This window comes from Streptomyces sp. NPDC036764 (genome assembly GCF_055609385.1).
In genome coordinates this window covers 1-24,549 of sequence record NZ_JBVJPT010000018.1, presented here as the reverse complement: position 1 = coordinate 24,549, position 24,549 = coordinate 1, and the positions used below count along the sequence as shown (strand labels likewise).

Genomic DNA, 24,549 nt, shown 5'->3' with positions numbered 1-24,549 from the left:
ACCCCACCGCCCGTGCGACACGCGGTCCGTCCTACTCGGTGCGCAGCCCGTCCGGCCGCATCAGCCGCAGCAGCGGCGGCAGGCTGAGCAACGTCACCGCGAGGACGACGCCGGCGCCGATGCCGGTCATCGACAGCACGCTCGCCCAGTCCACGCTCACGGTGGCGTCGACCATCTTCAGCAGCACGGCGCCCAGTGTCAGTCCCACCGCCGACGCCAGCACCAGCCCCAGCGCGATCGGGATCGCCGTCTGCCACAGCACCGACAGGCTCAGCGTGCGGCGCCGGGTGCCGAAGGCGACCAGGGACGACAGCAGCTTCTTGCGCTCGCGCAACTGCTCGAGCTGCGAGACCAGCAGGCTCGCGCCGATCAGCATCAGGACACAGGTGGCGCCGACGAACAGCCCGTTGCGGATGGCGCGGAAATCCTCGTTCTGCCGACTGGAGACCAGGGCGTTCACGCTCGTCAGCGGATCGATCCGGGCGGCGGTGTTGCGCGCGAGCTCGGCGGCGTCCGGCACCGACATGTCCAGCGAGAGGTACACCTTCTCGAACATGCCGGCCTCCGCGCCCTTGGGCAGTGCGCCCGGAGTGAACAGCAGGCCGCCGCGCGCGTAGCCGGTCGGATCCTCGCGCGGCCCCGCCGTCTTGATGTCGCCGGGCACCTTCCAGGGCGTCGTGTGGCTCGTCGTCCCGGAATAGGCCGGGTCGAAGTACATGGTTTCGCCCCGCTCGGTGACCTTCTCCGTGCCCTCGTCGAACTCGCTGCCCACGATCCGGAAGGTGTCGCCGTCCCGGCAGGACTTCAGACGCGCCACCTCGCGCAACTCGGCGCAGTTGCCGACGGCCACCTCCACCGAGTTCTCGGGCTCCTTGGCCCGGTCGCCGAGCGTGCCCTCGGACAGGGCCGTCGCGTGGCGCACGCCCTCGGTGCGCGCCAACTGCCCGGCGACCTCGCTCAGCGAGACCTCGTCCCGTACGTACATGGTCAGTTGGGCCCGGCTCGGGTCGTTGCCCGTGTCCGCGGTGTAGCCGGACTCGACCCCGGCGAACAGCATCTGGAGGGCGATCGCCCCGGCCACCGCGACCGCGATGCCGTTGACCATGCGGGCCGCCGATCCGCTGCTCAACTGCAGCCTGCGCACGGCGAGCTGCCAGGAGACCGAGCCCGAGTTCAGCCGGGCCACCACGGCCTCGACGAGCCACGGCAGCAGTGCGGTGACACCGACCAGCAGCAGTACGGTGCCGCCGATCACCATCCACTCGTTGAAGTTCCCGTTGTCGCCGCCCTGACCCGTCATCGGGTACAGCAGCGCGAGGCCGGCCAGCGGCAGCAGCAGCCGCCACCACAGCCGACGGCGCGGGGGCTTCGCCGTACGGACCACGCCGAGGGGCTCGATGACGACCCCGCGCAGCGCGAACAGTGTCACGAGCACGGCCGCGGCCGGTACGGCGAGGGCGACCAGCAGTACGAGTGTGGGAGACGGATTGAGGTCGCTCGGGAACACGCTGATGTTGCGCACCTTCAGCAGAGCCGCCAGTTGACGCCCCGCCAGGAAGAATCCGGTGCCGAGGACGAGCCCGAGCAGTGCCCCGGCGAGGGCCTCGCCGCCCGCGACCCGGCGTGCCATGCCCCCGTCCGCGCCGACCAGCCTGAGCGCCGCGAGCCGGCGGTCCCGGCGCTCGCCGCCGAAGCGCACGGCCGCTGCGATGAACACGCCGACCGGCAGCAGCAGCACCACAAAGATGATCATGACGAGCAGGATCAGGATCGGATCCAGCCCGTCATCGACCGCACCTGCAGAGGGCCCGAAGTAGTCGATGCGTTCGATGGAGCCGTTGCTCAGATGGCTCGCCATCCCCGAGCCGCCCGCGTAGAAGGCGAGTTCGGCGGGCCCGATGAGTCCGGATTGCTGGATGGTGCCGGTGATCCGGTAGGGGAAGCGTTCGCGCAGCAGTTGGCCCGAGTCGGACTCCAACAGGCGCTTCAGCGCGGGCGAGGCGAGCATCTCGCCCTTCGCGGGGAACTTCTCGACACCCGGCGGCCGGGGAGCCCGCGAGCCTTCGGGCTCCAGGAGCCGGCCGCGGATGTCCTCGCCGTGGAAGGTCGTGTCGACATCCGCGATGATCAGCGTGTTGTCCGCCTTCGGCAGCACCTCGCCGTTGTACGTGAAGTCGTCCCGGGCGGCGCTGCGGTGTTCGCGCTCGGTCAGCGCACTCGGCACGGCGGTCGTCAGCAGCAGCAACGCCACCCCGAGACCGACCCCGACGGCCGTCAGCAGGGCCCGGACCCACCCCTCGCGTCCGCCGGCGAAGGCGAACCGGACCCCCAGACCGAGATCCTTCGCCCACTGACCCACGTTCATACGACCCGCTCCATGTCCCGGGACTTGCCGTCGCGTACGACGATCTCGCGGTCGGAGTAGGCGGCCACCCGTGCCTCGTGCGTGACGAGGACGACGGCGGCGTTGGTGGAGCGGGCGGCGTCCGTGAGCAGTTCCATCACGCGCTCGCCGTTGAGGGAGTCCAGCGCGCCGGTCGGCTCGTCGGCGAACAGCACGCGCGGGCTGGTGACCAGCGCACGGGCGACGGCGACGCGCTGCCCCTGACCGCCGGAGACCTCGCCGGGCCGCTTCTTGCGCAGGTCGTCGACCTCCAGTCGCTCCATCCAGGACAGGGCGGTGCGCTCGGCCTCCTTGCGGGAGGTGCCGTTCAGCCGCAGCGGCAGGGCGACGTTCTCCACGCAGGTCAGCTCCGGCACGAGCTGCCCGAACTGGAAGACGAACCCGAACTCCGAGCGCCTGAGGGCACTGCGCTGGGCGTCGCCCATGGTGGCCAGCTCGCGCCCGTTGTAGGTGATGGAGCCCGAGTCGGGCGGCACGATGCCCGCGAGACAGTGCAGCAGCGTGGACTTGCCGGAGCCGGACGGCCCCATGACGGCGACGACCTCGCCGGGGTGGATGGAGAACTCGGCGCCGTCGAGGGCGAGGGTCGGGCCGTAGGCCTTGCGCAGGTTCTCGGCCGTGAGCAGGGAGCCGGGAGGCGGAGTCACTTGGTCACCACCTCGGCCAGCTTGTCGAGACGCGCGGCGGTGAGTTCCAGCCAGCGCAGGTCGGCCTCGAGGTGGAACAGGGCGTGGTCGCAGATGAGCTGGTCGGCCAGGTCCCCCTTGCGCTTGCGGTCCGTGAGGATGCGCATACTGCGCAGGTGCTCGGCGCGCTGGGTGTCGAGGATGTCGGCCGCGTTGCGTCGCGTGAGCAGCGCGAGGACGACCTTGGTGTACAGCGTCGACTGGAGGTAGGGCTCCGGCTTCTCGGGTGTCGCGAGCCACGTCTGTACGTCGGTTATCCCGGCGTCGGTGATCGCGTACCGCTTGCGCTCGGGCCCGCCGCCGGGCTCGATCCCGTCGACCTCGACGAGGCCGTTCTTCAGCAGCCGGGACATCGTCGAGTAGACCTGGCCGTAGTGCAGCGGCCGGTCGTGACCGAACTTCTCGTCGAAGGCCCGCTTGAGGTCGTAGCCGTGGCGGGGGCCCGACTCCAGGAGCCCTAGAAGGGTGTGACCGATGGACATGCCGAGGACTCTACACGGGGTGTATACGCCTCATGTATACGCGGCGTGTGTAGATCATTGCGGGCCGTGTGAAGGCCCAGGCAGGGGCCGATTGTCACGGTTCTGCTACTGCGACTCGGGCGGCTTCGCGGGCGGGCGCCCCCGGCGCGGAATCGGCTTGGTGTCGCCCGGCAGCCGTCCCGCCTCCGCGAGCGCGCGGCGCAGCAGGAACTCGATCTGCGCGTTGGCCGAGCGCAGTTCGTCGCCCGCCCATCGCGCCAACGCCTCGTACACGGCCGGGTCGAGCCGCAGCAGCACCTGCTTGCGCTGCGGCCGACCTTGAGGGGCTCGGCCCTCGGAGGGAACCGTCACTGGTAGAGGGTCCCGGTGTTGAGGACCGGCTGCGGGGCCCTGTCGCCGCACAGCACCACCATCAGGTTCGACACCATCGCCGCCTTGCGCTCCTCGTCCAGCTCCACGATGTCCCGCTCGGAGATCCGGGCGAGCGCCGCCTCGACCATGCCCACCGCACCGTCGACGATCTGCCGCCGGGCCGCGACGACCGCTCCGGCCTGCTGGCGCTGGAGCATCGCGGAGGCGATCTCGGGAGCGTACGCGAGATGCGTGAAGCGCGACTCGATGATCTGCACTCCGGCCGCCTCCACTCGCGCGTGCAGTTCGACGGCGAGCTTCTCGGTGATCTCCTCGGCGTTGCCGCGCAGCGAGAGGCCGCTCTCGTCATGGGCGTCGTAGGGGTACTCGATGGCGATGTGCCGCACGGCCGCCTCGGTCTGGGTGGCCACGAACGCGAGGTAGTTGTCCACCTCGAACGTCGCCTGCGCGGTGTCCTCGACCTTCCACACCACGACCGCGGCGAGCTCGATCGGGTTGCCGTAGGCGTCGTTGACCTTCAGTACGGCCGTCTCGTGGTTGCGGACCCGGGTCGAGATCTTCGTGCGGGACGTCAGAGGGTTCACCCAGCGCAGTCCGTCCTGCCGGATCGTCCCCCGGTACCGCCCGAAGAGCTGGATGACCCGCGCCTCGCCCGGCGCGACCATGTTCAGCCCGCACATCGCCAGCACGGCGGAGACGAAGACCAGGATGCCGGTGATGATCAGCGCTGCCTTGCCGCCGGCCCCGGAGACCGCCCCGGCACTGACGAGCAGCCCCGCCCCGAGCAGCAGCCCGCCGAGGCCGAGCAGCAGGGCGAGCCCGCCGCTGATGCTGCGCGCCGTGAACTCCCGCACCTGTGGCGCGGGCATCTCCGGTATGTCGGCGGTGGCGGATGCGGCGTCGGTCTTGGCGCCGGTCTTGTCGTTCGGCATGGGTGATATCCCCCGTTTTCTTCGGAAGCTGCAGTGGATCCCACTAGCTTCGGTCTAGCTAAGTGATATCACTTTACCCCGGACGGGCAACCCTATGCGCCGCTGAGTCGTCGGTTCCGGTGGGACAGGTGCTGATTGTCACGTCCGTAAAAGACCGGATCGGCCGGGCTTTGTCACATCTTCCGGTGTTAGCTTTCTGAGCTGACCTGAGCGGCGAACCTGTGTGACAACAGCGCACACAAGAACGAAGCGGAGCGGAACGGACCCATGGGACGAGCGGAAGAGAGACGAGCACGGCAGCGCGGTGGCCGCCGCGCGGCGCCCCGGCGTTCGTCCGGGACGCCGTCGAACACGGGGGCCGGCGAGTCGACCACCGTCATCGGCGCCCCCTCGGCCGCCGCCGGCGGCCGGGCCGCGGCCCGTCGGGCGGCCAAGGGCGGGGGCAAGGGCGGTGACGGCAAGGGCCGAATACGGCGGCTGTTCACCTGGAAGAAGATCCTCGGCACGTTCCTCGGCTTCTGCCTGCTCGCCATCGGCGCCTTCATCGCGCTCTACCTCGCGGTGGACGTGCCCACGGACAACGCCGCCGCCCAGGCCGCGCAGCGCCAGAGCAACGTCTACAAGTACAGCGACGGCACCACCACCCTGGCCCGCGACGGCGAGGTCAACCGCGAGATCGTCGACCTGTCCAAGGTGCCCAAGAAGGTCCAGTACACCTTCGTCGCCGCCGAGAACAAGACGTTCTACGACGACCACGGCATCGATCTGAAGGGCACCGCCCGCGGCGTGCTCAACACCCTGATGGGCAAGGGCGCGCAGGGTGGTTCGACCATCACCCAGCAGTACGTCAAGAACTACTACCTCAGCCAGGAACAGACGGTCAGCCGCAAGCTCAAGGAGATGGTCATCTCCCTGAAGGTCGACCGCCAGATGTCCAAGGACGACATCCTCGCCGGCTACATCAACACCAGCTACTACGGCCGCGGCGCCTACGGCATCCAGGCCGCCGCCCAGGCGTACTACCGCATCGACGCCGACAAGCTCAGTGTGGCGCAGGGTGCGTACCTCGCCGCGCTGCTCCAGGCGCCGAGCCAGTACGACTGGCAGGCCGCGACCGAAACCGGCAAAAGGCTGGTCACCAACCGCTGGAACTACGTCCTGGACAACATGGTCGAGGAAGGCTGGCTGGACAAGGCCGAGCGCCAGGGCATGACGAAGCTCCCGGAGCCGAAGGAGCCCAAGCCCGCCGCCGGCCGGGAGGGCCAGAAGGGCTATCTGATCGAGCTCGCCAACCGTCAGCTCGAGGACCAGCTCATGAAGGAGAAGGGCCTCACCCGCTCCCAGGCCGAGGCCGCGGTCGTGGACCAGGGGTGGACCATCACCCTGAACATCGACAAGAAGAAGCAGAGCGAGCTGGAGAAGGCGGTCAAGGCCCAACTGACCAGCAAGCTCGACAAGAAGAAGCGCAAGGTCGACGCGAACATCCAGGCCGGCGCGGTCTCCGTCGATCCCGAGACGGGGAAGATCGTCGCCCTGTACGGCGGTGTGGACTACTTCAAGCACTACACCAGCAACGCGACCCGCCCCGACTACCAGCCCGCCTCCACCTTCAAGCCGGTGATCCTGGCCGCCGCCCTGGAGGAGAGCGCCCAGACCCGGTCCGGCAAACCGATCTCCGCGAGCACGATCTACGACGGCACGAGCAAGCGGCAGGTCCTGGACGCGAACGGCGACAAGGTCGGCTTCGCGCCGGAGAACGAGGACGACCGGAACTACGGCGACATCACCGTCCAGACGGCGATGAACAAGTCCGTCAACTCCGTCTTCGCGCAGATGGGCGTCGACGTCGGCATGAAGAACGTCATGGACGTGGCCGCCAAGCTCGGCATGAACACCGAGGACGAGCAGGCCGTCCCGGCGCAGACCCTGGGCACCATGGGCGCGAGCCCGCTGCAGATGGCCGGGGTGTACGCCACCCTGGACAACCACGGCAAGAAGGTCACGCCCGGCATCCTCAAGAAGGCCGAGCACAACAGCACCACGGTCGCCATCCCCGACCCGATCGGCGAGCAGGTCATCAGCCCCGAGGCCGCGGACACGGTCACCTCGGTCCTGACCGGCGTGGTCGACGACGGCACCGCGCAGCAGTCCGTGGCGAACAACCCCAAGCGCAACGGCCAGAAGGTCGCCGGCAAGACGGGTACCTCCGACGACAACAAGTCGGCCTGGTTCACCGGCTACACGCCCGACCTGGTCACGTCGGTGGGCCTGTTCGGCGAGGACGCCAAGACCCACGCCCAGACCAAGATGTACGGCGCCGGCGGCTTCGACCGCGTCAACGGCGGTGGCTTCCCGGCGCAGATCTGGGCGGCGTACATGTTCGGGGTGACGGACCCGGACGCCAGGTTCGACCTCGACACCGACCAGGGCGCGGCCGTCCAGCCGACGTGGACCCCCACCCCGACCGAGGAGCCGACGACTCAGGAGCCCACGGAGGAGCCGACGACGAAAGAGCCGACGGAGGAGCCTACGACTCAGGAGCCGACCGAGGAGCCGACGACGAAGGAGCCGACGGAGGAGCCTACGACTCAGGAGCCCACGACGCCTCCGACGGACGAACCGACGGGCGGGATCACCCTGGACCCGGCCAGACCCGGAGACGAGCAGTAGCACAGCGCCCCATGGGGGCGCGGGGAACTGCGCGATCAGCCACCGTGCATCCGCACTCGGCGACGCGCAGTTCCCTTTTGGTGCTCAGCCGCGATTCAACTCGAACCAGACGACCTTGCCGGTGCTCAACCGCGTGGCCCCCCACCGCCGGGCGAGCCGGTTGACGAGGTACAGCCCCCGCCCGCCCTCATCCGTGGCCCGGGCCTGCCGCAGCCGCGGCAACTGCGGTACGTCGTCGCCGACCTCGCACCGGAGCACATCGGTGCGCAGCAGCCGCAGGGTCACCGGCCGGGTGGCGTACCGCACCGCGTTCGTCACGACCTCGCTGACCAACAGCTCGACCGAGTCGGTGAGTTCCTCCAGCCCCCAGCGGGCCAGCGCACGCCGCGCCAGCCGCCGGGCACGACCCGGCGCCGCGTCCTCGGGCTCCAGGAACCAGTACGCCACATCGCTCGGGGCGATGCCGTCGAAGCGGGCGGCGAGCAGCGCGATGTCGTCGTCCCGGTCGCCCGGGCCGAGCATGTCGAGGACCTCGTCGCACAGGGCTTCCAGCGGCGGCGGATGGTCGGGGCCGGTGAGCTGGGCGGTCGCGGCGAGCTTCTCGCGGAGCTGTTCTATGCCGGTCCACACGTCGCGCAGCCGGGACTCGACCAGGCCGTCGGTGTAGAGCAGCAGGGTCGCCCCGGCCGGTGCGTCCAGTTCGACGGCCTCGAAGTCGACGCCGCCCACGCCGATCGGCGCGCCCGCGGGCACCCGGAGCACCTCCGCCCGGCCGCCCAGGTGCAGCAGGACGGGCGGCGGATGGCCGGCGTTGGCGATGGTGATGCGGTGCGAGACCGGGTCGTAGACCGCGTAGAGGCAGGTCGCCATGCGGTCGGTGCCCAGGCGCTGGGCCTGTTCGTCGAGGTGGTGCAGGACCTCCTGCGGCGGCAGGTCGAGGCCGGCGAGGGTCTGGGCCGTCGTCCGTAGCTGGCCCATGATCGCGGCCGAGGTCATGGAGTGGCCCATGACGTCGCCGACCACCAGTGCCACGCGGCTGCCCGGCAGCGGGATCGCGTCGTACCAGTCGCCGCCCACCCGGGCCGTCTCGGCCGCCGGGAGATAGCGGGAGGCCAGTCGCACACCGGTCGGGCGGGGGAGTGTCTCCGGCAGCATGGTGCGCTGGAGCTCGTCGGCGATGTACGCCTCACGGCCGTACAGCACGGCCTTGTCGATGCCGAGCGCGCTGTGCGTGGCGAGCTGGGCGGCGACGAGGAGGTCGTCCGGCTCGAAGGCGAGGCGCTCCGGGCGGCGCAGGAAGACCGCGGCGCCGATGACCCGGCGGCGGCCGCGCAGCGGGGCGAGGATCGCGCGCTGGCCGTCGGGGATGATCAACTGGCCGTCGTCGCCGAGCAGTTCCGGCAGGGCGGCGCGGGCGGCGGGCGCGTCGGCGAAGACGGGACGTACCCCGCGCAGCACCTCGGCGAGCGCGCCGCCGGGACGCACCTCGCACAGTTCGGCGGTCAGGGAGGACAGTTCGGCGAGCTCGGTCGGCTCCGACTGCTGCTGGGCAGGCAGGAAGCCGTTCTCGCTGTCCCGCTCCTCCGGGATGCGGTCGGTGCGGCGCAGCCGCAGCACGACGGGCCCGGTGGGGCGCTCGTCGCCGACCGGCAGGGGATCGCGCAGATAGACGAGGATCGCGTCGGAGAAGGTCGGCACGGTCGCCCGGCACAGCCCCATCACGATCTCGTCCAGGTCGATGCCGCGGGCGATGCGCCGGGTGGCGGCGCCCACGAAGCGCAGCCGGTCGCCGTCGCGCCGCATGGGCGTCGGCCGGCCGGGCTGCACGCCGCCCTGTCCGGTGCGCCGCTCGGCGGACGCCGGTGGCTGCTCGGTGCCCGGCTGGGGCGGGATGGCCTCCGGAACGGGCCGCGGCCGGTGTGTGTCGGGCTCGGCGGCGACGGAGGGCTGTGAGTGCTCGGGGCCGTTGCCGGCGATGACTGGGGGCTCCTTGCTCGGGCCGGACGGGGCGGTGGTGCCCGGCGTGGAGGGGGTCTCTCCGGTGCGCGCCTGCGCGGGTAAGGCGGTGCCGCCGCCGGGGGTGGGGGGCGGCGTGGAGTGCGTCGTCGACGGTGTCGAGGTACGCACGAGCGCCCCGCGGGACTCCGCGGGGTCGACGCCCGTCTCGGGGCGCTCGAAGGAGGTCGGCTGCTCCGTCACGCCTTTCGAATCCATCCGTCCGGGGCTGCGCGCCACGCGTGCAGTGTGTCCCGCCGAAACTCCGATACCCGGAATACGTGCCCCAGGAACGGAATTCCCGCGTGGCCAGAGGCAGTTCCTGTGCCACCGGTGCAGGACCGTCTCAGGTCCGCACCGGCATTGCCCTGGTAACCCTCGCTCACGTCCTGCCGCCCCTCGGTGACGATCGGTCAAGCCCGGCGCGCACTCCGGTAGTTGCCCTTGCGCGCCCTTGCGGAGGACGATCCTACGTTTGTTGCCCGGGGGCGCATCAAGGGTCTCACGAGGACATGTGCGCGGGCGTGCGATCCCAGTCCTCAGGCAAAGAAGGTACAGCCCAGGTGGGGTCCGGGCGCCAGTGCTGCCATCCGTCGCAGAACGGCGGCCCCCAGTCGCGGATCACCTGCACCGCGTCGTGGCCCGCCCGGCGCACCCGCGCGGCCTGCTGTTCGTCCATCAGTCCGTCCCGCCGGGCCTGCGCGAACTCGTCCTCGTCCCGCCAGTGCCAACTGCGGTCCGGATGCACGGAGATGTCGAGGAAGTGGTCCTCGGAATCCACCCCGCCCGCCCAACGGGCCAGCGGCTCCTCAAGATTCACGTACCAGTTCTTGAACCGCCATCCCGGCTCCCAGAACAGCCACACCGACCACGGCTCACCGGGCCGAGCGAGCTTGAGCACACCCGTCCCGAACCACCGGTCGCGCTGGACGGAACGCGGCTTGGTGTACCGGGTCTCCAGGGGCTCCTGGTGCACGGGCGTCCCGTCGGCGAGCACCGGCTTCACGCACTCCGTGCCCGGAGCCAGCCATACGGCGAGGATCTCCTCGTCGTCGCGGACGACGGTGACCGGGCGCGCGATGTGGAAGCGACGGCCGGCGTTCTCCCGGTACCGCCACAGGATCTGCGTCCCGGGCGCCCAGTAGCCCGTCGATCCGCCCGCTTCCACTTCCGTCGTCATCGCTCCACCGTCCGCCATGAACAGATATTAGGTGCCACAGGCATACGACGCTGCGGCGCCCGTCACGGTTCACGCGGCCGTGATCATCGGTTACGGCCGCGTCATCCGCAGGACGTCCAGGGCCTCGTCCAACTGCTCCGAAGTGAGGTCGCCCCGCTCCACGTACCCGCTCTCCAGGACGACTTGGCGAATGGTCTTCCGTTCCGCGAGGGCCTTCTTGGCGACCTTCGCGGCCTCCTCGTACCCGATGTACTTGTTCAGCGGTGTGACCACGGAGGGTGAGGACTCGGCGTACTCGCGGGCCCGCTCGCGGTTCGCGGTGATGCCGTCCACGGTCTTGTCGGCGAGGAGCCGGGAGACGTTCGCGAGCAGCCGGATCGACTCCAGGACGTTCTTGGCGATGACCGGCAGCATCACGTTGAGCTCGAAGTTGCCGGCCGCGCCGGCGGTGGCGACGGTGGCGTCGTTGCCGGTGACCTGGGCGGCGACCATGAGCACGGCCTCGGGGATGACCGGGTTGACCTTGCCGGGCATGATCGACGAACCGGGCTGGAGGTCGGGCAGGTTGATCTCGGCGAGCCCGGTGCGCGGCCCGGATGCCGCCCACCGCAGATCATTGGCGATCTTGGTCAGCCCCACGGCGATGGTCCTGAGCTGCCCGCTGGTCTCGACGATCCCGTCCCGCGCGCCCTGCGCCTCGAAGTGGTCGCGGGCCTCGGTCAGCGGCAGCCCCGTGACGCGGGCGACCTCCTCGATGACGGCGGCGGAGAAGCCGGGCGGGGTGTTGATGCCGGTGCCGACGGCGGTGCCGCCCAGCGGCAGCTCGGCGAGCCGGGGGAGGGAGGCGTACAGCCGCTCGACGCCGTACCGGATCTGGGCGGCGTAACCGCCGAACTCCTGCCCCAGCGTCACGGGCGTGGCGTCCATGAGATGGGTGCGCCCCGACTTCACCACGTCGGCGAACTCCTCGGACTTGCGCTCCAGGGAGGCGGCGAGGTGCTCAAGGGCCGGGATGAGGTCCCGGGTGACCGCGGCGGTGGCGGCGATGTGGATCGAGGACGGGAAGACGTCGTTGGACGACTGCGAGGCGTTGACGTGGTCGTTCGGGTGGACGTCCCGGCCGAGCCGCTCGGTCGCGAGCGTGGCCACGACCTCGTTGGTGTTCATGTTCGACGAGGTGCCCGAACCGGTCTGGAAGACGTCGATCGGGAAGTGCGCGTCCCACTCCCCGCGGGCGACCTCACCGGCCGCCTCCTGGATCGCCTCGGCGATGTCCTTGTCGAGCACCCCCAGCCGCGCGTTCACCTTGGCCGCGGCGCCCTTGATGCGCGCGAGCGCCTCGATGTGGGCCCGCTCGATGCGCTGGCCGGAGATCGGGAAGTTCTCGACGGCACGCTGGGTCTGGGCCCGCCACTTGGCGTCCGCCGGAACGCGGACCTCGCCCATGGAGTCGTGCTCGATGCGGTAGTCGCTCATGCCCGGTACAGCGACCGGGAGGGCTCGGATGTTCCGGACCTCGCGCCGATCACGCGATCGGGTGTCCAGGGGGCGTGCGGCCCCCTGGACGGTGAGGCGTACCGGGCTACGACAGCCCGGGCCCCCGGACCGGGATCGACGTGAACGTCGGCTGCGGGGCCGGGTCCTGGAAGAAGTCGTTGCCCTTGTCGTCGACCACGATGAACGCCGGGAAGTCCTCGACCTCGATCTTCCAGACGGCCTCCATGCCGAGCTCCTCGTACTCGACGACCTCGACCTTCTTGATGCAGTCCTGGGCGAGGCGGGCGGCGGGGCCGCCGATGGAGCCGAGGTAGAAGCCGCCGTGCGCGTCGCAGGCGTCGGTGACCTGCTTGCTCCGGTTGCCCTTCGCGAGCATCACCTTGGAGCCGCCCGCGGCCTGGAACTGCTCGACGTAGGAGTCCATGCGGCCGGCCGTCGTCGGACCGAAGGAACCGGACGCGTAGCCCTCGGGCGTCTTCGCGGGACCGGCGTAGTACACCGGGTGGTCCTTCAGGTACTGCGGCATCTCCTCACCCGCGTCGAGGCGCTCCTTGATCTTGGCGTGCGCGATGTCACGGGCGACGACCAGCGGGCCGGTGAGCGAAAGCCGGGTCTTGACCGGGTACTTGGTCAGCTCGGCGAGGATGTCGTCCATCGGCTGGTTCAGGTCGATCTTGACGACGTCGCCGTCGGTCTCCAGGTGCTCGTCCGTCGTCTCCGGCAGGAACCGCGCCGGGTCCGTCTCGAGCTGCTCCAGGAAGACGCCCTCGGCGGTGATCTTCGCGACGGCCTGCCGGTCGGCGGAGCAGGAGACGGCGATGGCGACCGGGCAGGAGGCGCCGTGCCGCGGCAGGCGCACCACGCGCACGTCGTGGCAGAAGTACTTGCCGCCGAACTGCGCCCCGATGCCGATCTTCTGCGTCAGCTCGAAGACCTTCTCCTCCAGCTCCTTGTCACGGAAGCCGTGCCCGAGCGGCGAGCCCTCGGCCGGGATCTCGTCCAGGTAGTGCGCGGAGGCGTACTTGGCGGTCTTCAGCGCGTACTCGGCGGACGTGCCGCCGACGACGATCGCGAGGTGGTACGGCGGGCAGGCGGCCGTACCGAGCGAGCGGATCTTCTCCTCCAGGAACTTCATCATGGAGGACTCGTTCAGGACCGCCTTGGTCTCCTGGTAGAGGAAGGACTTGTTGGCGGAGCCGCCGCCCTTCGCCATGAACAGGAACTTGTAGGCGCCGCCGTCGGTGGCGTACAGCTCGATCTGCGCCGGCAGGTTGGAGCCGGTGTTCTTCTCCTCCCACATGGTGAGCGGAGCCATCTGCGAGTACCGCAGGTTGAGGTTGAGGTACGCGTCGTAGATGCCGCGGCTGAGGGCCTGCTCGTCGGCGCCCTCGGTCAGCACGTTCTGGCCGCGCTTGCCCATCACGATCGCCGTGCCGGTGTCCTGGCACATGGGCAGGACGCCCGCGGCCGCGATGTTGGCGTTCTTCAGCAGGTCCAGCGCCACGAACTTGTCGTTGCTCGACGCCTCGGGGTCGTCGATGATCCGGCGGAGCTGGGCCAGGTGGGCCGGGCGGAGGTAGTGCTGGATGTCGTGGATGGCCTCCTCGGCCAGCTTGCGCAGCGCCTCCGGCTCCACCTTGAGGAACGTCCGCCCGTCGGCCTCGAAGGTGGAGACACCCTCGGAGGTCACCAGCCGGTACGGGGTGGTGTCCTCTCCCATGGGGAGCAGATCGGTGTACGCGAACTCAGGCATGTCGCCCATTCCTCACTCGACAGACAGCGCGGCTGACCTCCATTGGCAGCGTCCACCAGCGTAGGACCTGCCTCCGGCGGCGAGCTTGTGAGGTAAGGCTCAGTTCGACGGCCGTCGAAGGATTTTCAGGGGCTATCGCGATCTATCGTGTTTGGGTACGCTGCTGCCGTGGACCTTCAGAAGCGCACCGCACCCGCTGCCGCCACCGAGTTCCGGGCCTCCGACGCCGATCGCGACCGGATCGCCGACATCCTGCGCGACGCCCTGGCTGAAGGGCGCCTCACCGCCGATGAGCACGCCGAGCGGGTCGAGGGTGCCCTGGCGGCCAAGACGGTCGGTGAACTGGAGGTGTTCATCAGGGACCTGCCCGCCGCACAGCGGCGCCGCGATCCCTATGTCCCGGCCCCCAGCCGCCCGGCCCCGGGCGCGATCCCGGCCGAACCCGACGACAACGTGGTCGCGGTCTTCAGCAGCGCCGTCCGCAAGGGCCGCTGGCGCGCGGGCCGCCGCATCCACGCGTACGCGGTCTTCGGCAGCGTGGAGATAGACCTCAGCGAGGCGCTCTTCCAGTACCAGCATGTGATGATCCGGGCGATCTCGGTCTTCGGCAACGTCGAGGTCCGAGTCCCGGAGAACGTCTCGCTGCGCGGCGCCGGCGGCGGTGTGCTCGGCAACTTCGAGGTGGACCACCTCGACGCGGAGGACCCCGAGGCGCCGGTCGTCCATGTCGACGGCTGGGCCGTGCTGGGCAATATCGAAGGCAGGCCGAAACGGGGCAAGCTCGTCGAGGACATACTCGATCGCGTTCAGCGCAAGGTCGACAAGAGTTTGCGCAAGCATCTGGATCGTTGACGGTCGCGAATCGGACCGCCCTACTCCGGCTCCGCGGCCGGTGAAGGGCCGCCCGGCGACGCGCAGGACCACCCGAAATCCAGCGGTTCGGAACTCACTGCATAGGCGCGCGCACAGCGGGTAGACCTTGCTGCATCGTCTCTCGCTCGCGAAGCCGTCGTCAGGAGTAGACCGTGCTGCAACCGCCGCATTCGTCCCTGCAGGTAGCTGCCGTTCCGGCCCAGCGGGTGCCAGCGCGCGACAGGGACCAGGACGCCCCGTGGCATACGGAGGCCGTGTGCCGCCGCGACGAGGCGGGCCTGTTCTTCGCCCCCTCCAAAGAGCCCACCGCCGCCCGCCTCTCCCGTGAGGAGGCGGCCAAGCGGGTCTGCGCCCGCTGTCCCGTCATGGTCGAGTGCCGCGAACACGCCCTCCTCCAGCCAGAGCCGTACGGCGTCTGGGGCGGCCTCACCGCGGCGGAGCGCCGCGTGGTCCTGGCCAGGCGCCGCCGCCGCGACATGGAGCTGAAGAAGACGGCGCGAGCGGCGAACCGGATAGCGCAGGCGGGCTGACAAGCGAGAAACAGGGCGCCCCCTCCGCACCGGGGGCGCCCTGTTGGCTGCGCGGTTCAGCAAGGGGCGTGCGAACGCCCCGGGTTCACTTCGCCCTGTCGAAGTCGATCGCGCTGTAGGCCCGCAGCTTGCTCAGCCGGTGCTCGGAGTCGATCCGCCGCACCGTCCCCGACTTCGACCGCATCACGATCGAGTCGGTCGTGGCGTTCTCCGACCGGTAGCGCACGCCGCGCAGCAGCTCCCCGTCCGTGATGCCGGTCGCGACGAAGAACACGTTGTCCCCGGACACCAGGTCGTCGGTCATCAGCACCCGGTCCAGGTCGTGCCCGGCGTCGATCGCCCGCTGCCGCTCCGCGTCGTCCTTCGGCCAGAGCTTGCCCTGGATGGTGCCGCCGAGGCACTTCACGGCACAGGCCGAGATGATCCCCTCGGGCGTACCGCCGATGCCGAGCAGCATGTCGACGCCGGTGCCCTCGCGCAGCGCGTAGATCGACCCCGCGACATCGCCGTCGGAGATCAGCTTGATGCGCGCGCCGGCGTCCCGGATCTCCTTGATGATGCCCTCGTGCCGGGGCCGGTCCAGGATGACGACGGTGACGTCCTCGGGCGTGGACCGCTTCGCCTTCGCGACCCGCCGGATGTTCACGGCAACGGGCGCGTCGATGTCGACGAAGTCGGCCGCCTCGGGACCGGTGACCAGCTTGTCCATGTAGAACACGGCGGACGGGTCGAACATGGATCCCCGGTCGGCCGCGGCCAGCACCGAGATCGCGTTGGGCATGCCCTTCGCGGTCAGCGTGGTCCCGTCGATCGGGTCGACGGCGATGTCGACCTCGGCCCCGGTTCCGTCGCCGACCCGCTCCCCGTTGAAGAGCATCGGCGCCTCGTCCTTCTCGCCCTCACCGATGACGACGACGCCGTTCATCGACACGGTGTGGACGAGGGTCCGCATGGCGCGCACCGCGGCGCCGTCGGCGCCGTTCTTGTCGCCGCGTCCCACCCAGCGGCCGGCGGCCATCGCGGCCGCCTCGGTCACACGGACCAGCTCCAGGGCGAGGTTGCGGTCGGGGGCTTCGCTGGGTACTTCGAGCTCGGACGGCAGATGATGATGATTCTCGGTCATCGAGGCGCACCTTTCTGATACGACGACGGCCGGATGAGGGTTCGGACCTGACTCTATCCTCGGGCGCGCAGTATGAGCAGGGGGGCCCACGGATGAGCAGGCAGGGCACCTGCGACGATAGGGGCGTGGCAGGTTCGAACGGTAAGCAGAAGTCGGTCCGCAACATGGTGCTCTCGCTCGGAGTGACCGTGCTCGCGGCAGGAGTCATCTATCTCTTCGTCCCCCGTGACGACAGCGCTCCCGACCTCCCGCGGATCGACTACCGGGTCGAGTTGCTCACGGCCCGGCGTGCGGCGTCCTACCCGGTGGCCGCACCCGAGGGCCTGCCCGAGAGCTGGAAGGCGACCTCCGTGCGCTTCAAGGGCGACGACTTCGACGCCTGGCATCTCGGCTTCCACACCGCCGGCGGCGACTACCTCCAGGTCGAGCAGTCGGCCGAGAAGCCGGCGACGTTCCTGGAGAGGGCCACCCAGGGCGGACGGGCGAGCGAGGTCACCGAGAAGATCGGCGACCGGACCTGGACGCGGTACACGGGCGGCCGGTACGACGCGCTGGTGCACCAGGAGAAGGGTGCGACGACCGTGGTGGCGGGCACGGGTTCCTTCGAGCAGCTCACGCAGATGGCGAAGGCCCTCAAGGCGCAGTGACGTCCCGCGCATGACGAAGGGCCCCCGGCCGGGAAGCCGGGGGCCCTTGATCATGCGCGGTCGGTTCAGACCGTGGTGACGACCTGCTCGAAGGCCAGACGCGGGGAGCGCGGGTACCAGGCGTCGGCGCCCGGCTTGCCGATGTTGACGACCATCAGCGGCGTGTGGTCGTCGTCCAGGAACTCCTTGCGCACGCCCTCGAAGTCGAAGCCGGTCATCGGGCCGGCGGCCAGCCCCGCGGCGCGGACGCCGACGATGAAGTAAGCGGCCTGGAGGGCGGCGTTCAGCCCGGCGGCGTTCTCACGGGCCCCACGCTCGCTGAAGAAGACGTCCTTGGCCTGCGGGAACGCCGGGAACAGGCTCGGCAGCTCCTCGTGGAACTCGTTGTCCGCGGAGAGGATGGCGACCAGCGGGGCGCTCGCCGTCTTGGCCTGGTTGCCCTCGGCCATGTGCTGCACCAGGCGCTCACGGGCCTCGGCGGAGCGGACCAGGGTGATGCGCAGCGGGGTCTGGTTGAAGGCGGTGGGGCCGTACTTGACCAGGTCGTAGATCGCCTGGACCTGCTCCTCGGTCACCGGCTCGTCGGTGAAGGTGTTCGCGGTGCGGGCCTCGCGGAACAGCAGGTCCTGGGCGGCGGGGTCAAGAACGAGAGACATGCGTGCACCTTCTCGGTTGTGCGTGTGCGTCGTGGAGGGTAAACGGACCGGGGCCCGCTTACGGCACGACAGTACGCCAGACAAGTTCAAAGTTCAACGAAAACTGGGGTGTGGTGATCCGCTTCACAGCCCGATCAGGTGTGACGGCCCCGGCTCGCCGGCCGGCCGGCCGGCCCTAGGACCCGTCCCCGGCGTTCTCCTGCACGGCCTCTGCCTCGGCCTCCTCGGCCAGGGCCGCGTCCAGCCGTGCCCGCGCCCCGTCCAGCCAGCGCCGGCAGACCTTGGCCAGCTCCTCGCCCCGCTCCCAGAGCGCGAGCGACTCCTCCAGCGTCGTACCGCCCGCCTCCAGCCGCCGGACGACCTCGATCAGCTCGTCCCGGGCCTGCTCGTACCCGAGCGCTTCTTCCACCTTGCCGGTCATTCGCCCACCCTATGCATCGGCTTGTGCGTCGACATGAGCGTCGACCCGTACGGAGAACTCGCCCTCGGCGACCCGCGCCCGCAGCGCCTCGTCCGCGGTCACCTCGCCGGGGTCGCGGACCACATGGCCGTCGGCCCGCTGGAGCACCGCGTACCCCCGCTTCAGGGTCGCGGCGGGGGAGAGGGCCACCACGCGCGCGTGCGTGTGCGTCAGTTCGGACGCGGCGCGGTCGAGGTGGTGGCCGAGGCAGCGGCGGCCGCGGTCGAGCAGGGACGCCACATGGTCGGCCCGCTCGTCGATCATCCGGTGCGGATCCTGTATCGACGGCCGCGCCAGGGCATGCGCGAGCCCGCGCTCCTCGCGGTCGACGAACGCCTCGACGCACCGCCGAGCCCGGTCGCGCAGCATCCGCACGCGCTCGTACTCCTCGCCCACGTCCGGTACGACCTTCTTGGCGGCGTCGGTCGGGGTGGACGCGCGCAGGTCGGCGACATGGTCGAGGAGGGGGTTGTCGGGCTCGTGCCCGATGGCGGACACCACCGGCGTACGACATGCGGCGACGGCCCGCACGAGCTGCTCGTCGGAGAAAGGCAGCAGGTCCTCCACGCTGCCCCCGCCGCGCGCGACGATGATCACATCCACGTCGTCGATGTCGTCGAGCTCCTTGACCGCCTGCACGACCTGCGGCACCGCGTGCACGCCCTGTACGGCGACGTTGCGCACCTCGAAGCGGACGGCGGGCCAGCGGTGGCGGGCGTTCTCCAGGACGTCCCGCTCGGCGGCGGAGGCCCGTCCGCAGACGAGGCCGATGAGCTGCGGAAGGAAGGGAAGCGCCTTCTTCCGCTCCGGCGCGAACAGCCCCTCGGCGGCGAGGGACTTCTTCAGCATCTCCAGCCGGGCGAGGAGCTCGCCGACACCGACCGGCTTTATCTCGGTGGCGCGCAGGGAGAGCTGGCCGCGCGGGGCGTACCACTCGGGCTTGGCGAGCACCACGACCCGGGCGCCCTCGCTCACGACGTCGGCGACGGCGTCGAAGACCTGCCGGTAGCAGGTCACGCTCACGGAGATGTCGTACGACGGGTCGCGCAGCGTCAGGAACACGACGCCGGCGCCCGGCCGCCGCGACAACTGCGTGATCTGCCCCTCGACCCACACCGCCCCGAGCCGGTCGATCCACCCCCCGATGAGCCGCGACACCTCACCGACGGGCAGGGGGGACTCCGGGGTCGTGTTCACAGCCATGCGGCGAGCGTAACGGCCGCCACCGACAACACCGGCCAGCCGGACGGGTCGGTGCGCGGACGGTCCTGGCCGCGTGCCCTCCGTCGTCCGGCGTAGGTGTCGTGGTCCCGCTGCGCGACCTCGCGCATCCGCCCGCCCCGCCCAACGTCCAGTTCCCCACCCTTCACAACCCGGTGCCGGTCTCCTCGTCAACCCGTCACCCTCGTGATCTCCGAGCCCCCGAACGCACCCTTACGATGGGACGCATGACTGCTTCGCCTGGCCGCCGTGTCCTGCTCGCCGCCCCCCGTGGCTACTGCGCGGGTGTGGACCGCGCCGTGATCGCCGTCGAGAAAGCCCTGGAGCAGTACGGCGCTCCGGTGTACGTCCGGCACGAGATCGTCCACAACAAGTACGTCGTGCAGACCCTGGAGAAGAAGGGCGCCATCTTCGTCGAGCAGACGGAGGAGGTGCCGCCGGGCAACATCGTGATGTTCTCGGCGCACGGCGTCGCCCCCGTCGTCCACGAGGAGGCCGCGCGCGGCAAGCTCGCCACCATCGACGCGACCTGCCCGCTGGTCACCAAGGTCCACAAGGAAGCCGTCCGCTTCGCGAACGACGACTACGACATCCTCCTGATCGGGCACGAGGGCCACGAAGAGGTCATCGGTACGTCCGGTGAGGCCCCCGACCACATCACCCTGGTCGACGGGCCCGCCGACGTCGCCAAGGTCGAGGTCCGCGACGAGTCGAAGGTCGTCTGGCTCTCCCAGACCACGCTCTCCGTCGACGAGACCATGGAGACCGTCGACGCGCTGAAGGAGAAGTTCCCGCAGCTCATCTCCCCGCCCAGCGACGACATCTGCTACGCCACGCAGAACCGTCAGCTCGCGGTGAAGCAGATGGGCGCCGAGGCCGAGTTGGTCATCGTGGTCGGCTCGCGCAACTCCTCCAACTCCAAGCGGCTGGTCGAGGTCGCCAAGCTGGCCGGCTCGCGCGAGGCCTACCTCGTGGACTTCGCCAGCGAGATCGACGAGGCCTGGCTGGAGGGCGTGACCACGGTCGGCGTCACCTCCGGCGCCTCCGTACCGGAGGTCCTCGTCGAGGAGGTCCTGGAGTGGCTCACCCAGCGCGGCTACGGGGACGTCGAGCTCGTCAAGGCGGCCGAGGAGTCGATCACCTTCTCGCTGCCCAAGGAACTCCGCCGTGACCTGCGCGAGGAGGCGGCGGCACTGATCGCCGAGCGCACCGGGGCGGGCGACTCCGGGGAGTGACCGTCAGTCGTCCGTCGTAACGTAGGGCCATGCAGATCTTCGGCTTGGACATCGGTGGATCCGGGATCAAGGGTGCCCCGGTGGATCTGGACAGGGGCGACCTGGCGGAGGAGCGCTTCAAGGTGCTCACTCCGCACCCGGCGACACCCGACGGCGTCGCCGACGGCGTGAAGCAGGTCGTCGAGCACTACGGCTGGACGGGCCCGGTCGGGCTCACCTTCCCCGGCGTGGTCACCGACGGCTCCACGATCCGTACGGCGGCCAACGTCGACAAGGGCTGGATCGACACGGACGCGCGCACGCTGTTCAGCGACCGCCTCGGCGGCCACCCGGTGACGGTGGTCAACGACGCGGACGCCGCCGGCGTCGCCGAGATGCACTTCGGCGCGGGCCGCGGCCGCAAAGGCACCGTGATCCTCCTCACTTTCGGCACCGGCATCGGCAGTGCCCTGTTCATCGACGGCCGCCTGGTTCCCAACACCGAGCTGGGCCACCTCGAACTCCACGGCCACGACGCCGAGAAGCGCGCCTCCAGCAAGGCCAAGGAGGACGAGGAGCTGTCCTGGGAGCACTGGGCGCACCGCGTCCGGAAGTACCTCGCCCATGTCGAGATGCTGTTCTCGCCCGAGCTGTTCATCATCGGCGGCGGGGTGAGCCGCAAGTCCCAGAAGTTCCTGCACTACATCGAAGGCATCAAGGCGGAGATCGTGCCCGCCCAGCTCCAGAACAACGCCGGGATCGTCGGCGCGGCGATGCACGCGGCGGAGAGTGACGGCTAGGCCTGTCCGGCGGATAGGGCCGGCTGAGAGAAACAGTTCGGACCGGCCGAGCCGAGGGGCGCTGGGGCGTGCGGTTGCGGCGAGGGCCCTCGTGTGACTGCGGTGAGCGCCCTCGTGGCGGTTCAGCGAGGGCCCGCGTGCGGCTGCAGGGCGGAGGGTGACGGCGACGCGGAGCGCCGGTTACCTGGGACAACGCGGTGGATGCGCGTGCCGGCGCCCGCGACGCCGGCTGTACGGCGTCGGCCACCGGCGACAACGCGGCAGATGCGCGTGCCGGCGCCCGCGACGTCGGCTGTACGGCGTCGGCCACCGGCGACAACGCGGCAGATGCGTGTGCCATCGCCCGCGACGCCGGCATGATCCGCCGGCCGGACAGGCCTAGCCGCCGCTCGCACTCGTCCGGCGGCGGGCCGCTGCCCGGCGGGCGACCAGGCGGACTCTCCGGACGAGCACCACGAGACCGGCGATCAGCGTCCCCCCGTACAGCCAGCCCGCCTCCGTGGCGAGGGCGGTCACCAGGCCCATCAGGTGCCCGCTGAACCCGCCTCCGCTGTCGGCCACCGGAAACAGCCCCATGGCGAACGCGATCGGCACGACCACCGGCGCGGTCAGCAGATCGCCCTCGCGCACCCAGACGGCGGTCAGCGCGCACACCGGCAGGAACAGCACGCTGTACAGCGTCAGCGACCCGAACAGCAGCGTGTCCAGGTACCCGAGCACCAGCATCACGGCCCCGCAGAACAGACCGCTGCCGAGTCCGGTGAGCCGGGGGTCGGGAAACCGGCGTACGGGCTGTGGCGCCGGGGCCGGCCCGGGACGCCGTACCGCCGCGGCGGCCTGCTCCGAAGCCGGCCGGCGCTGCGGGCCGGGGCGGGTGGAGCGGACGGGCCGGGGGGACGCGGCGCTTCGGGACGCCCGAGCCTTCGCGAGCCGCGCGGCTTTGGCGGCTCTGGCGGCCTTGGCGGCATTGGCTGACGCTTCGGCGTCATCGGCCGGTGCGGCGGCCCGAGACGCCCGAGACGGTCGGGCGGGCCAGGCACCGGCCCGCCCCGAGCCGCTCCCACCACGCGGAGCGCCCCCGCTGTTCCCGGCGTTTCCGCCGGTCCCGGCGTGCCCGCCGTTCCTACCGCTTCCGCCGTTCCCGGCGTGCCCGCCGTTCCTAGCGTTTCCGCCGTTCCCGGCGTTTCCGCTGCTGCCCTCCCGCAGGAATTGGCCCTCGCCACGCCTCGTACGACTCTCGCCCCGCTCCACACTGTCCCCGTCCGGCGGAAGACCGCCATCGCCCGGCGCGAACCGGCGCCGCCCTCGCGCGAACCGGCCCTCACCCCGCGCGCCCCCGCTCCCGCTCCGCTGTGCGATGCGTGGCAGGCAGGCCGCGCCCTGTCTTGCTCCACTGGACCAACCTAGGTCGGTTTATGTGGCGAATCGGGCCTCAGACACGCCCGGGGGCGGACCTTGGCCAGGTGTTCGACGGGGCGCCGGGGCCGGGCCCGGTACGCCGTAGACTGGTGGATCGGCCCGTGCATCTACACCGAAGATCGATCTGCATCGAAGATCGAAGAAGGACCGGGCCCCAGCCCAGCCCCAGAAGTCCTCTCACGTACGGGAAGTCGCAACGTGTCGCTCACGATCGGAATCGTCGGTCTGCCGAATGTCGGCAAGTCGACCCTGTTCAACGCCCTGACCAAGAACGACGTGCTGGCGGCCAACTACCCGTTCGCCACGATTGAGCCCAACGTGGGCGTGGTCGGCGTCCCCGACGCGCGCCTCACCAAGCTGGCCGAGATCTTCTCCTCGCAGCGCGTCCTCCCGGCGACCGTGGACTTCGTCGACATCGCCGGCATCGTGCGCGGCGCCTCCGAGGGCGAGGGCCTGGGCAACAAGTTCCTCGCGAACATCCGTGAGTCCGACGCGATCTGCCAGGTCATCCGGGCCTTCAAGGACGAGAACGTCGTGCACGTCGACGGCAAGGTCTCGCCGAAGGACGACATCGAGACGATCAACACCGAGCTGATCCTCGCCGACCTCCAGACCATCGAGAAGGTCCTGCCCCGGCTCCAGAAGGAGTCGCGGATCAAGAAGGAAGTGGCGGCGAAGGTCGCGGCCGTCGAATCGGCGAAGGAGATCCTGGACAAGGGCGACACGCTGTTCTCCGCGGGCATCGTCCAGGGCTCCGGCAACGAGGAGCTCCTGCACGACCTGCACCTCCTGACGACGAAGCCCTTCCTCTACGTCTTCAACGTGGACGAGGACGAGCTGGTCGACGAGGACTTCAAGAACGAGCAGCGCGCTCTGGTCGCCCCCGCCGAGGCGATCTTCCTCAACGCCAAGCTGGAGCAGGACCTCGCCGAGCTGGACGAGGAAGACGCGATGGAGCTCCTCGAGTCGGTCGGCGCCGAGGAACCCGGCCTCGCCACCCTCGCCCGCGTCGGCTTCAACACCCTCGGCCTGCAGACCTACCTCACGGCCGGCCCCAAGGAATCCCGCGCCTGGACGATCAAGAAGGGCGCCACCGCCCCCGAGGCGGCCGGCGTCATCCACACCGACTTCCAGAAGGGCTTCATCAAGGCCGAGGTCATCTCCTTCGCCGACCTGGTGGAGACGGGTTCGGTCGCCGAGGCCCGCGCCAAGGGCAAGGCGCGGATGGAAGGCAAGGACTATGTGATGCAGGACGGGGATGTCGTGGAGTTCCGCTTCAACGTGTAGCGGCTGACCGATCGCCACGTCACTGATCTGGCGAACATACAGGTCAGAAGGGGTCCGACTCTTTGGGGTCGGGCCCCTCGTTTTTCCCGTGCCGTGCCCACCACGACTAGGGCGTGTATCGAGTCGCGATCATCATCCGGTCCGGGTGAGGTCTTTGAGCCAGATCATTGAGGCGCGCAGATGGAGGCCGGCGAGGTGGCTGTCTGGGGTCTTGTCGTACCGGGTGGCGATGCCTCGCCAGGCCTTGAGCTTGTTAGACGTCATTTCAATTGGTGTGATCTTGCGGCAGTCTGGGGCGATGACTGCTGCGCTTGTCGAGCGGATGGCGCCGGAGGACCTGTGGGAACT

The 24,549-nt window shown here is 70.1% G+C and carries 22 protein-coding genes and 1 pseudogene; 7 read left to right on the top strand and 16 right to left on the bottom strand.

What is annotated here, in order from left to right:
• Positions 1 to 31 precede the first annotated feature (31 nt).
• The 5 genes from ACZ69Q_RS40345 to ACZ69Q_RS40325 form a co-directional block, all read right to left on the bottom strand.
• Complete coding sequence (locus tag ACZ69Q_RS40345; RefSeq protein WP_471052522.1) at positions 32 to 2,365, bottom strand: ABC transporter permease; 2,334 nt, start codon at positions 2,363 to 2,365, stop codon at positions 32 to 34.
• A complete protein-coding gene (locus tag ACZ69Q_RS40340) occupies positions 2,362 to 3,051 on the bottom strand; it encodes an ABC transporter ATP-binding protein (protein WP_471052518.1) in 690 nt (229 codons plus the stop codon). The genes ACZ69Q_RS40345 and ACZ69Q_RS40340 overlap by 4 nt, the downstream gene beginning before the upstream one ends.
• Entirely contained in the window at positions 3,048 to 3,572 is a 525-nt protein-coding gene (locus ACZ69Q_RS40335) for a PadR family transcriptional regulator (protein ID WP_471052515.1), read from the bottom strand. Before ACZ69Q_RS40335 ends, ACZ69Q_RS40340 begins: the two co-directional genes overlap by 4 nt.
• 105 nt (positions 3,573 to 3,677) lie before the next feature.
• The gene (locus tag ACZ69Q_RS40330; RefSeq protein ID WP_471052512.1) at positions 3,678 to 3,923 is read right to left on the bottom strand and encodes a type II toxin-antitoxin system antitoxin; all 246 of its coding nucleotides are present in this window, start codon (positions 3,921 to 3,923) and stop codon (positions 3,678 to 3,680) included.
• Complete coding sequence (locus tag ACZ69Q_RS40325; RefSeq protein WP_471052510.1) at positions 3,920 to 4,876, bottom strand: SPFH domain-containing protein; 957 nt, start codon at positions 4,874 to 4,876, stop codon at positions 3,920 to 3,922. The genes ACZ69Q_RS40330 and ACZ69Q_RS40325 overlap by 4 nt, the downstream gene beginning before the upstream one ends.
• A 267-nt stretch (positions 4,877 to 5,143) precedes the next feature.
• Here ACZ69Q_RS40325 and ACZ69Q_RS40320 point away from each other — a divergent pair, with 267 nt between their 5' ends.
• Positions 5,144 to 7,546 carry a transglycosylase domain-containing protein gene (locus ACZ69Q_RS40320; RefSeq protein WP_471052507.1) on the top strand — a complete coding sequence of 801 codons (2,403 nt, stop codon included), beginning with the start codon at positions 5,144 to 5,146 and terminating at the stop codon, positions 7,544 to 7,546.
• An 84-nt stretch (positions 7,547 to 7,630) separates the two neighbouring features.
• Here ACZ69Q_RS40320 and ACZ69Q_RS40315 read toward each other — a convergent pair whose 3' ends face one another.
• The 4 genes from ACZ69Q_RS40315 to ACZ69Q_RS40300 form a co-directional block, all read right to left on the bottom strand.
• A complete protein-coding gene (locus ACZ69Q_RS40315) occupies positions 7,631 to 9,760 on the bottom strand; it encodes a SpoIIE family protein phosphatase (RefSeq protein ID WP_471052857.1) in 2,130 nt (709 codons plus the stop codon).
• 283 nt (positions 9,761 to 10,043) lie between these two features.
• Positions 10,044 to 10,739, bottom strand: coding sequence for a cytidylyl-2-hydroxypropylphosphonate hydrolase (gene fomD / locus ACZ69Q_RS40310; protein WP_471052504.1), 696 nt, complete (start codon positions 10,737 to 10,739; stop codon positions 10,044 to 10,046).
• A gap of 72 nt (positions 10,740 to 10,811) precedes the next feature.
• A complete protein-coding gene (locus ACZ69Q_RS40305; RefSeq protein WP_471052501.1) occupies positions 10,812 to 12,197 on the bottom strand; it encodes a class II fumarate hydratase in 1,386 nt (461 codons plus the stop codon).
• A 106-nt stretch (positions 12,198 to 12,303) separates the two neighbouring features.
• Positions 12,304 to 13,971 (bottom strand): fumarate hydratase, encoded by a 1,668-nt coding sequence (locus tag ACZ69Q_RS40300; RefSeq protein WP_471052498.1) that lies wholly within the window; start codon positions 13,969 to 13,971, stop codon positions 12,304 to 12,306.
• 168 nt (positions 13,972 to 14,139) lie between these two features.
• On the opposite strand from ACZ69Q_RS40300, the gene ACZ69Q_RS40295 reads away from it, so the two are divergent.
• A complete protein-coding gene (locus ACZ69Q_RS40295; RefSeq protein WP_471052495.1) occupies positions 14,140 to 14,823 on the top strand; it encodes a DUF1707 SHOCT-like domain-containing protein in 684 nt (227 codons plus the stop codon).
• A gap of 173 nt (positions 14,824 to 14,996) precedes the next feature.
• Positions 14,997 to 15,374: a WhiB family transcriptional regulator gene (locus ACZ69Q_RS40290; RefSeq protein WP_359096916.1), complete on the top strand. Its 378-nt coding sequence runs from the start codon at positions 14,997 to 14,999 to the stop codon at positions 15,372 to 15,374.
• An 85-nt stretch (positions 15,375 to 15,459) separates the two neighbouring features.
• Here ACZ69Q_RS40290 and glpX read toward each other — a convergent pair whose 3' ends face one another.
• Positions 15,460 to 16,497: a class II fructose-bisphosphatase gene (glpX, locus tag ACZ69Q_RS40285; protein WP_471052492.1), complete on the bottom strand. Its 1,038-nt coding sequence runs from the start codon at positions 16,495 to 16,497 to the stop codon at positions 15,460 to 15,462.
• 125 nt (positions 16,498 to 16,622) lie between these two features.
• Here glpX and ACZ69Q_RS40280 point away from each other — a divergent pair, with 125 nt between their 5' ends.
• Positions 16,623 to 17,144 carry a DUF4245 domain-containing protein gene (locus ACZ69Q_RS40280; protein ID WP_471052489.1) on the top strand — a complete coding sequence of 174 codons (522 nt, stop codon included), beginning with the start codon at positions 16,623 to 16,625 and terminating at the stop codon, positions 17,142 to 17,144.
• 65 nt (positions 17,145 to 17,209) lie between these two features.
• Here ACZ69Q_RS40280 and ACZ69Q_RS40275 read toward each other — a convergent pair whose 3' ends face one another.
• From ACZ69Q_RS40275 to ACZ69Q_RS40260, 4 genes are all read right to left on the bottom strand, one after another.
• A complete protein-coding gene (locus tag ACZ69Q_RS40275; protein ID WP_471052486.1) occupies positions 17,210 to 17,800 on the bottom strand; it encodes a malonic semialdehyde reductase in 591 nt (196 codons plus the stop codon).
• Between the two features lie 175 nt (positions 17,801 to 17,975).
• Positions 17,976 to 18,221 carry an exodeoxyribonuclease VII small subunit gene (locus ACZ69Q_RS40270; RefSeq protein ID WP_471052485.1) on the bottom strand — a complete coding sequence of 82 codons (246 nt, stop codon included), beginning with the start codon at positions 18,219 to 18,221 and terminating at the stop codon, positions 17,976 to 17,978.
• A 9-nt stretch (positions 18,222 to 18,230) separates the two neighbouring features.
• Positions 18,231 to 19,463, bottom strand: a complete 1,233-nt coding sequence (gene xseA, locus ACZ69Q_RS40265) for an exodeoxyribonuclease VII large subunit (RefSeq protein ID WP_471052483.1) — start codon at positions 19,461 to 19,463, stop codon at positions 18,231 to 18,233.
• A complete protein-coding gene (locus tag ACZ69Q_RS40260) occupies positions 19,454 to 19,591 on the bottom strand; it encodes a hypothetical protein (RefSeq protein ID WP_471052481.1) in 138 nt (45 codons plus the stop codon). The genes xseA and ACZ69Q_RS40260 overlap by 10 nt, the downstream gene beginning before the upstream one ends.
• Before the next feature lie 108 nt (positions 19,592 to 19,699).
• Here ACZ69Q_RS40260 and ACZ69Q_RS40255 point away from each other — a divergent pair, with 108 nt between their 5' ends.
• Together ACZ69Q_RS40255 and ppgK are read left to right on the top strand one after the other, a co-directional pair.
• Entirely contained in the window at positions 19,700 to 20,716 is a 1,017-nt protein-coding gene (locus ACZ69Q_RS40255) for a 4-hydroxy-3-methylbut-2-enyl diphosphate reductase (RefSeq protein WP_471052478.1), read from the top strand.
• Between the two features lie 29 nt (positions 20,717 to 20,745).
• Positions 20,746 to 21,495, top strand: coding sequence for a polyphosphate--glucose phosphotransferase (gene ppgK, locus ACZ69Q_RS40250; protein ID WP_471052475.1), 750 nt, complete (start codon positions 20,746 to 20,748; stop codon positions 21,493 to 21,495).
• 378 nt (positions 21,496 to 21,873) lie between these two features.
• On the opposite strand, the gene ACZ69Q_RS40245 is transcribed toward ppgK, so the two are convergent.
• The gene (locus ACZ69Q_RS40245) at positions 21,874 to 22,221 is read right to left on the bottom strand and encodes a DUF6542 domain-containing protein (RefSeq protein ID WP_471052473.1); all 348 of its coding nucleotides are present in this window, start codon (positions 22,219 to 22,221) and stop codon (positions 21,874 to 21,876) included.
• 891 nt (positions 22,222 to 23,112) lie between these two features.
• Between ACZ69Q_RS40245 and ychF the strand changes: the two genes are divergently transcribed.
• Complete coding sequence (gene ychF, locus ACZ69Q_RS40240) at positions 23,113 to 24,201, top strand: redox-regulated ATPase YchF (RefSeq protein ID WP_471052470.1); 1,089 nt, start codon at positions 23,113 to 23,115, stop codon at positions 24,199 to 24,201.
• A 132-nt stretch (positions 24,202 to 24,333) separates the two neighbouring features.
• Here the strand turns inward: ychF and ACZ69Q_RS40235 are convergent.
• Positions 24,334 to 24,549, bottom strand: a pseudogene (locus tag ACZ69Q_RS40235) (hypothetical protein); the annotation flags it as partial.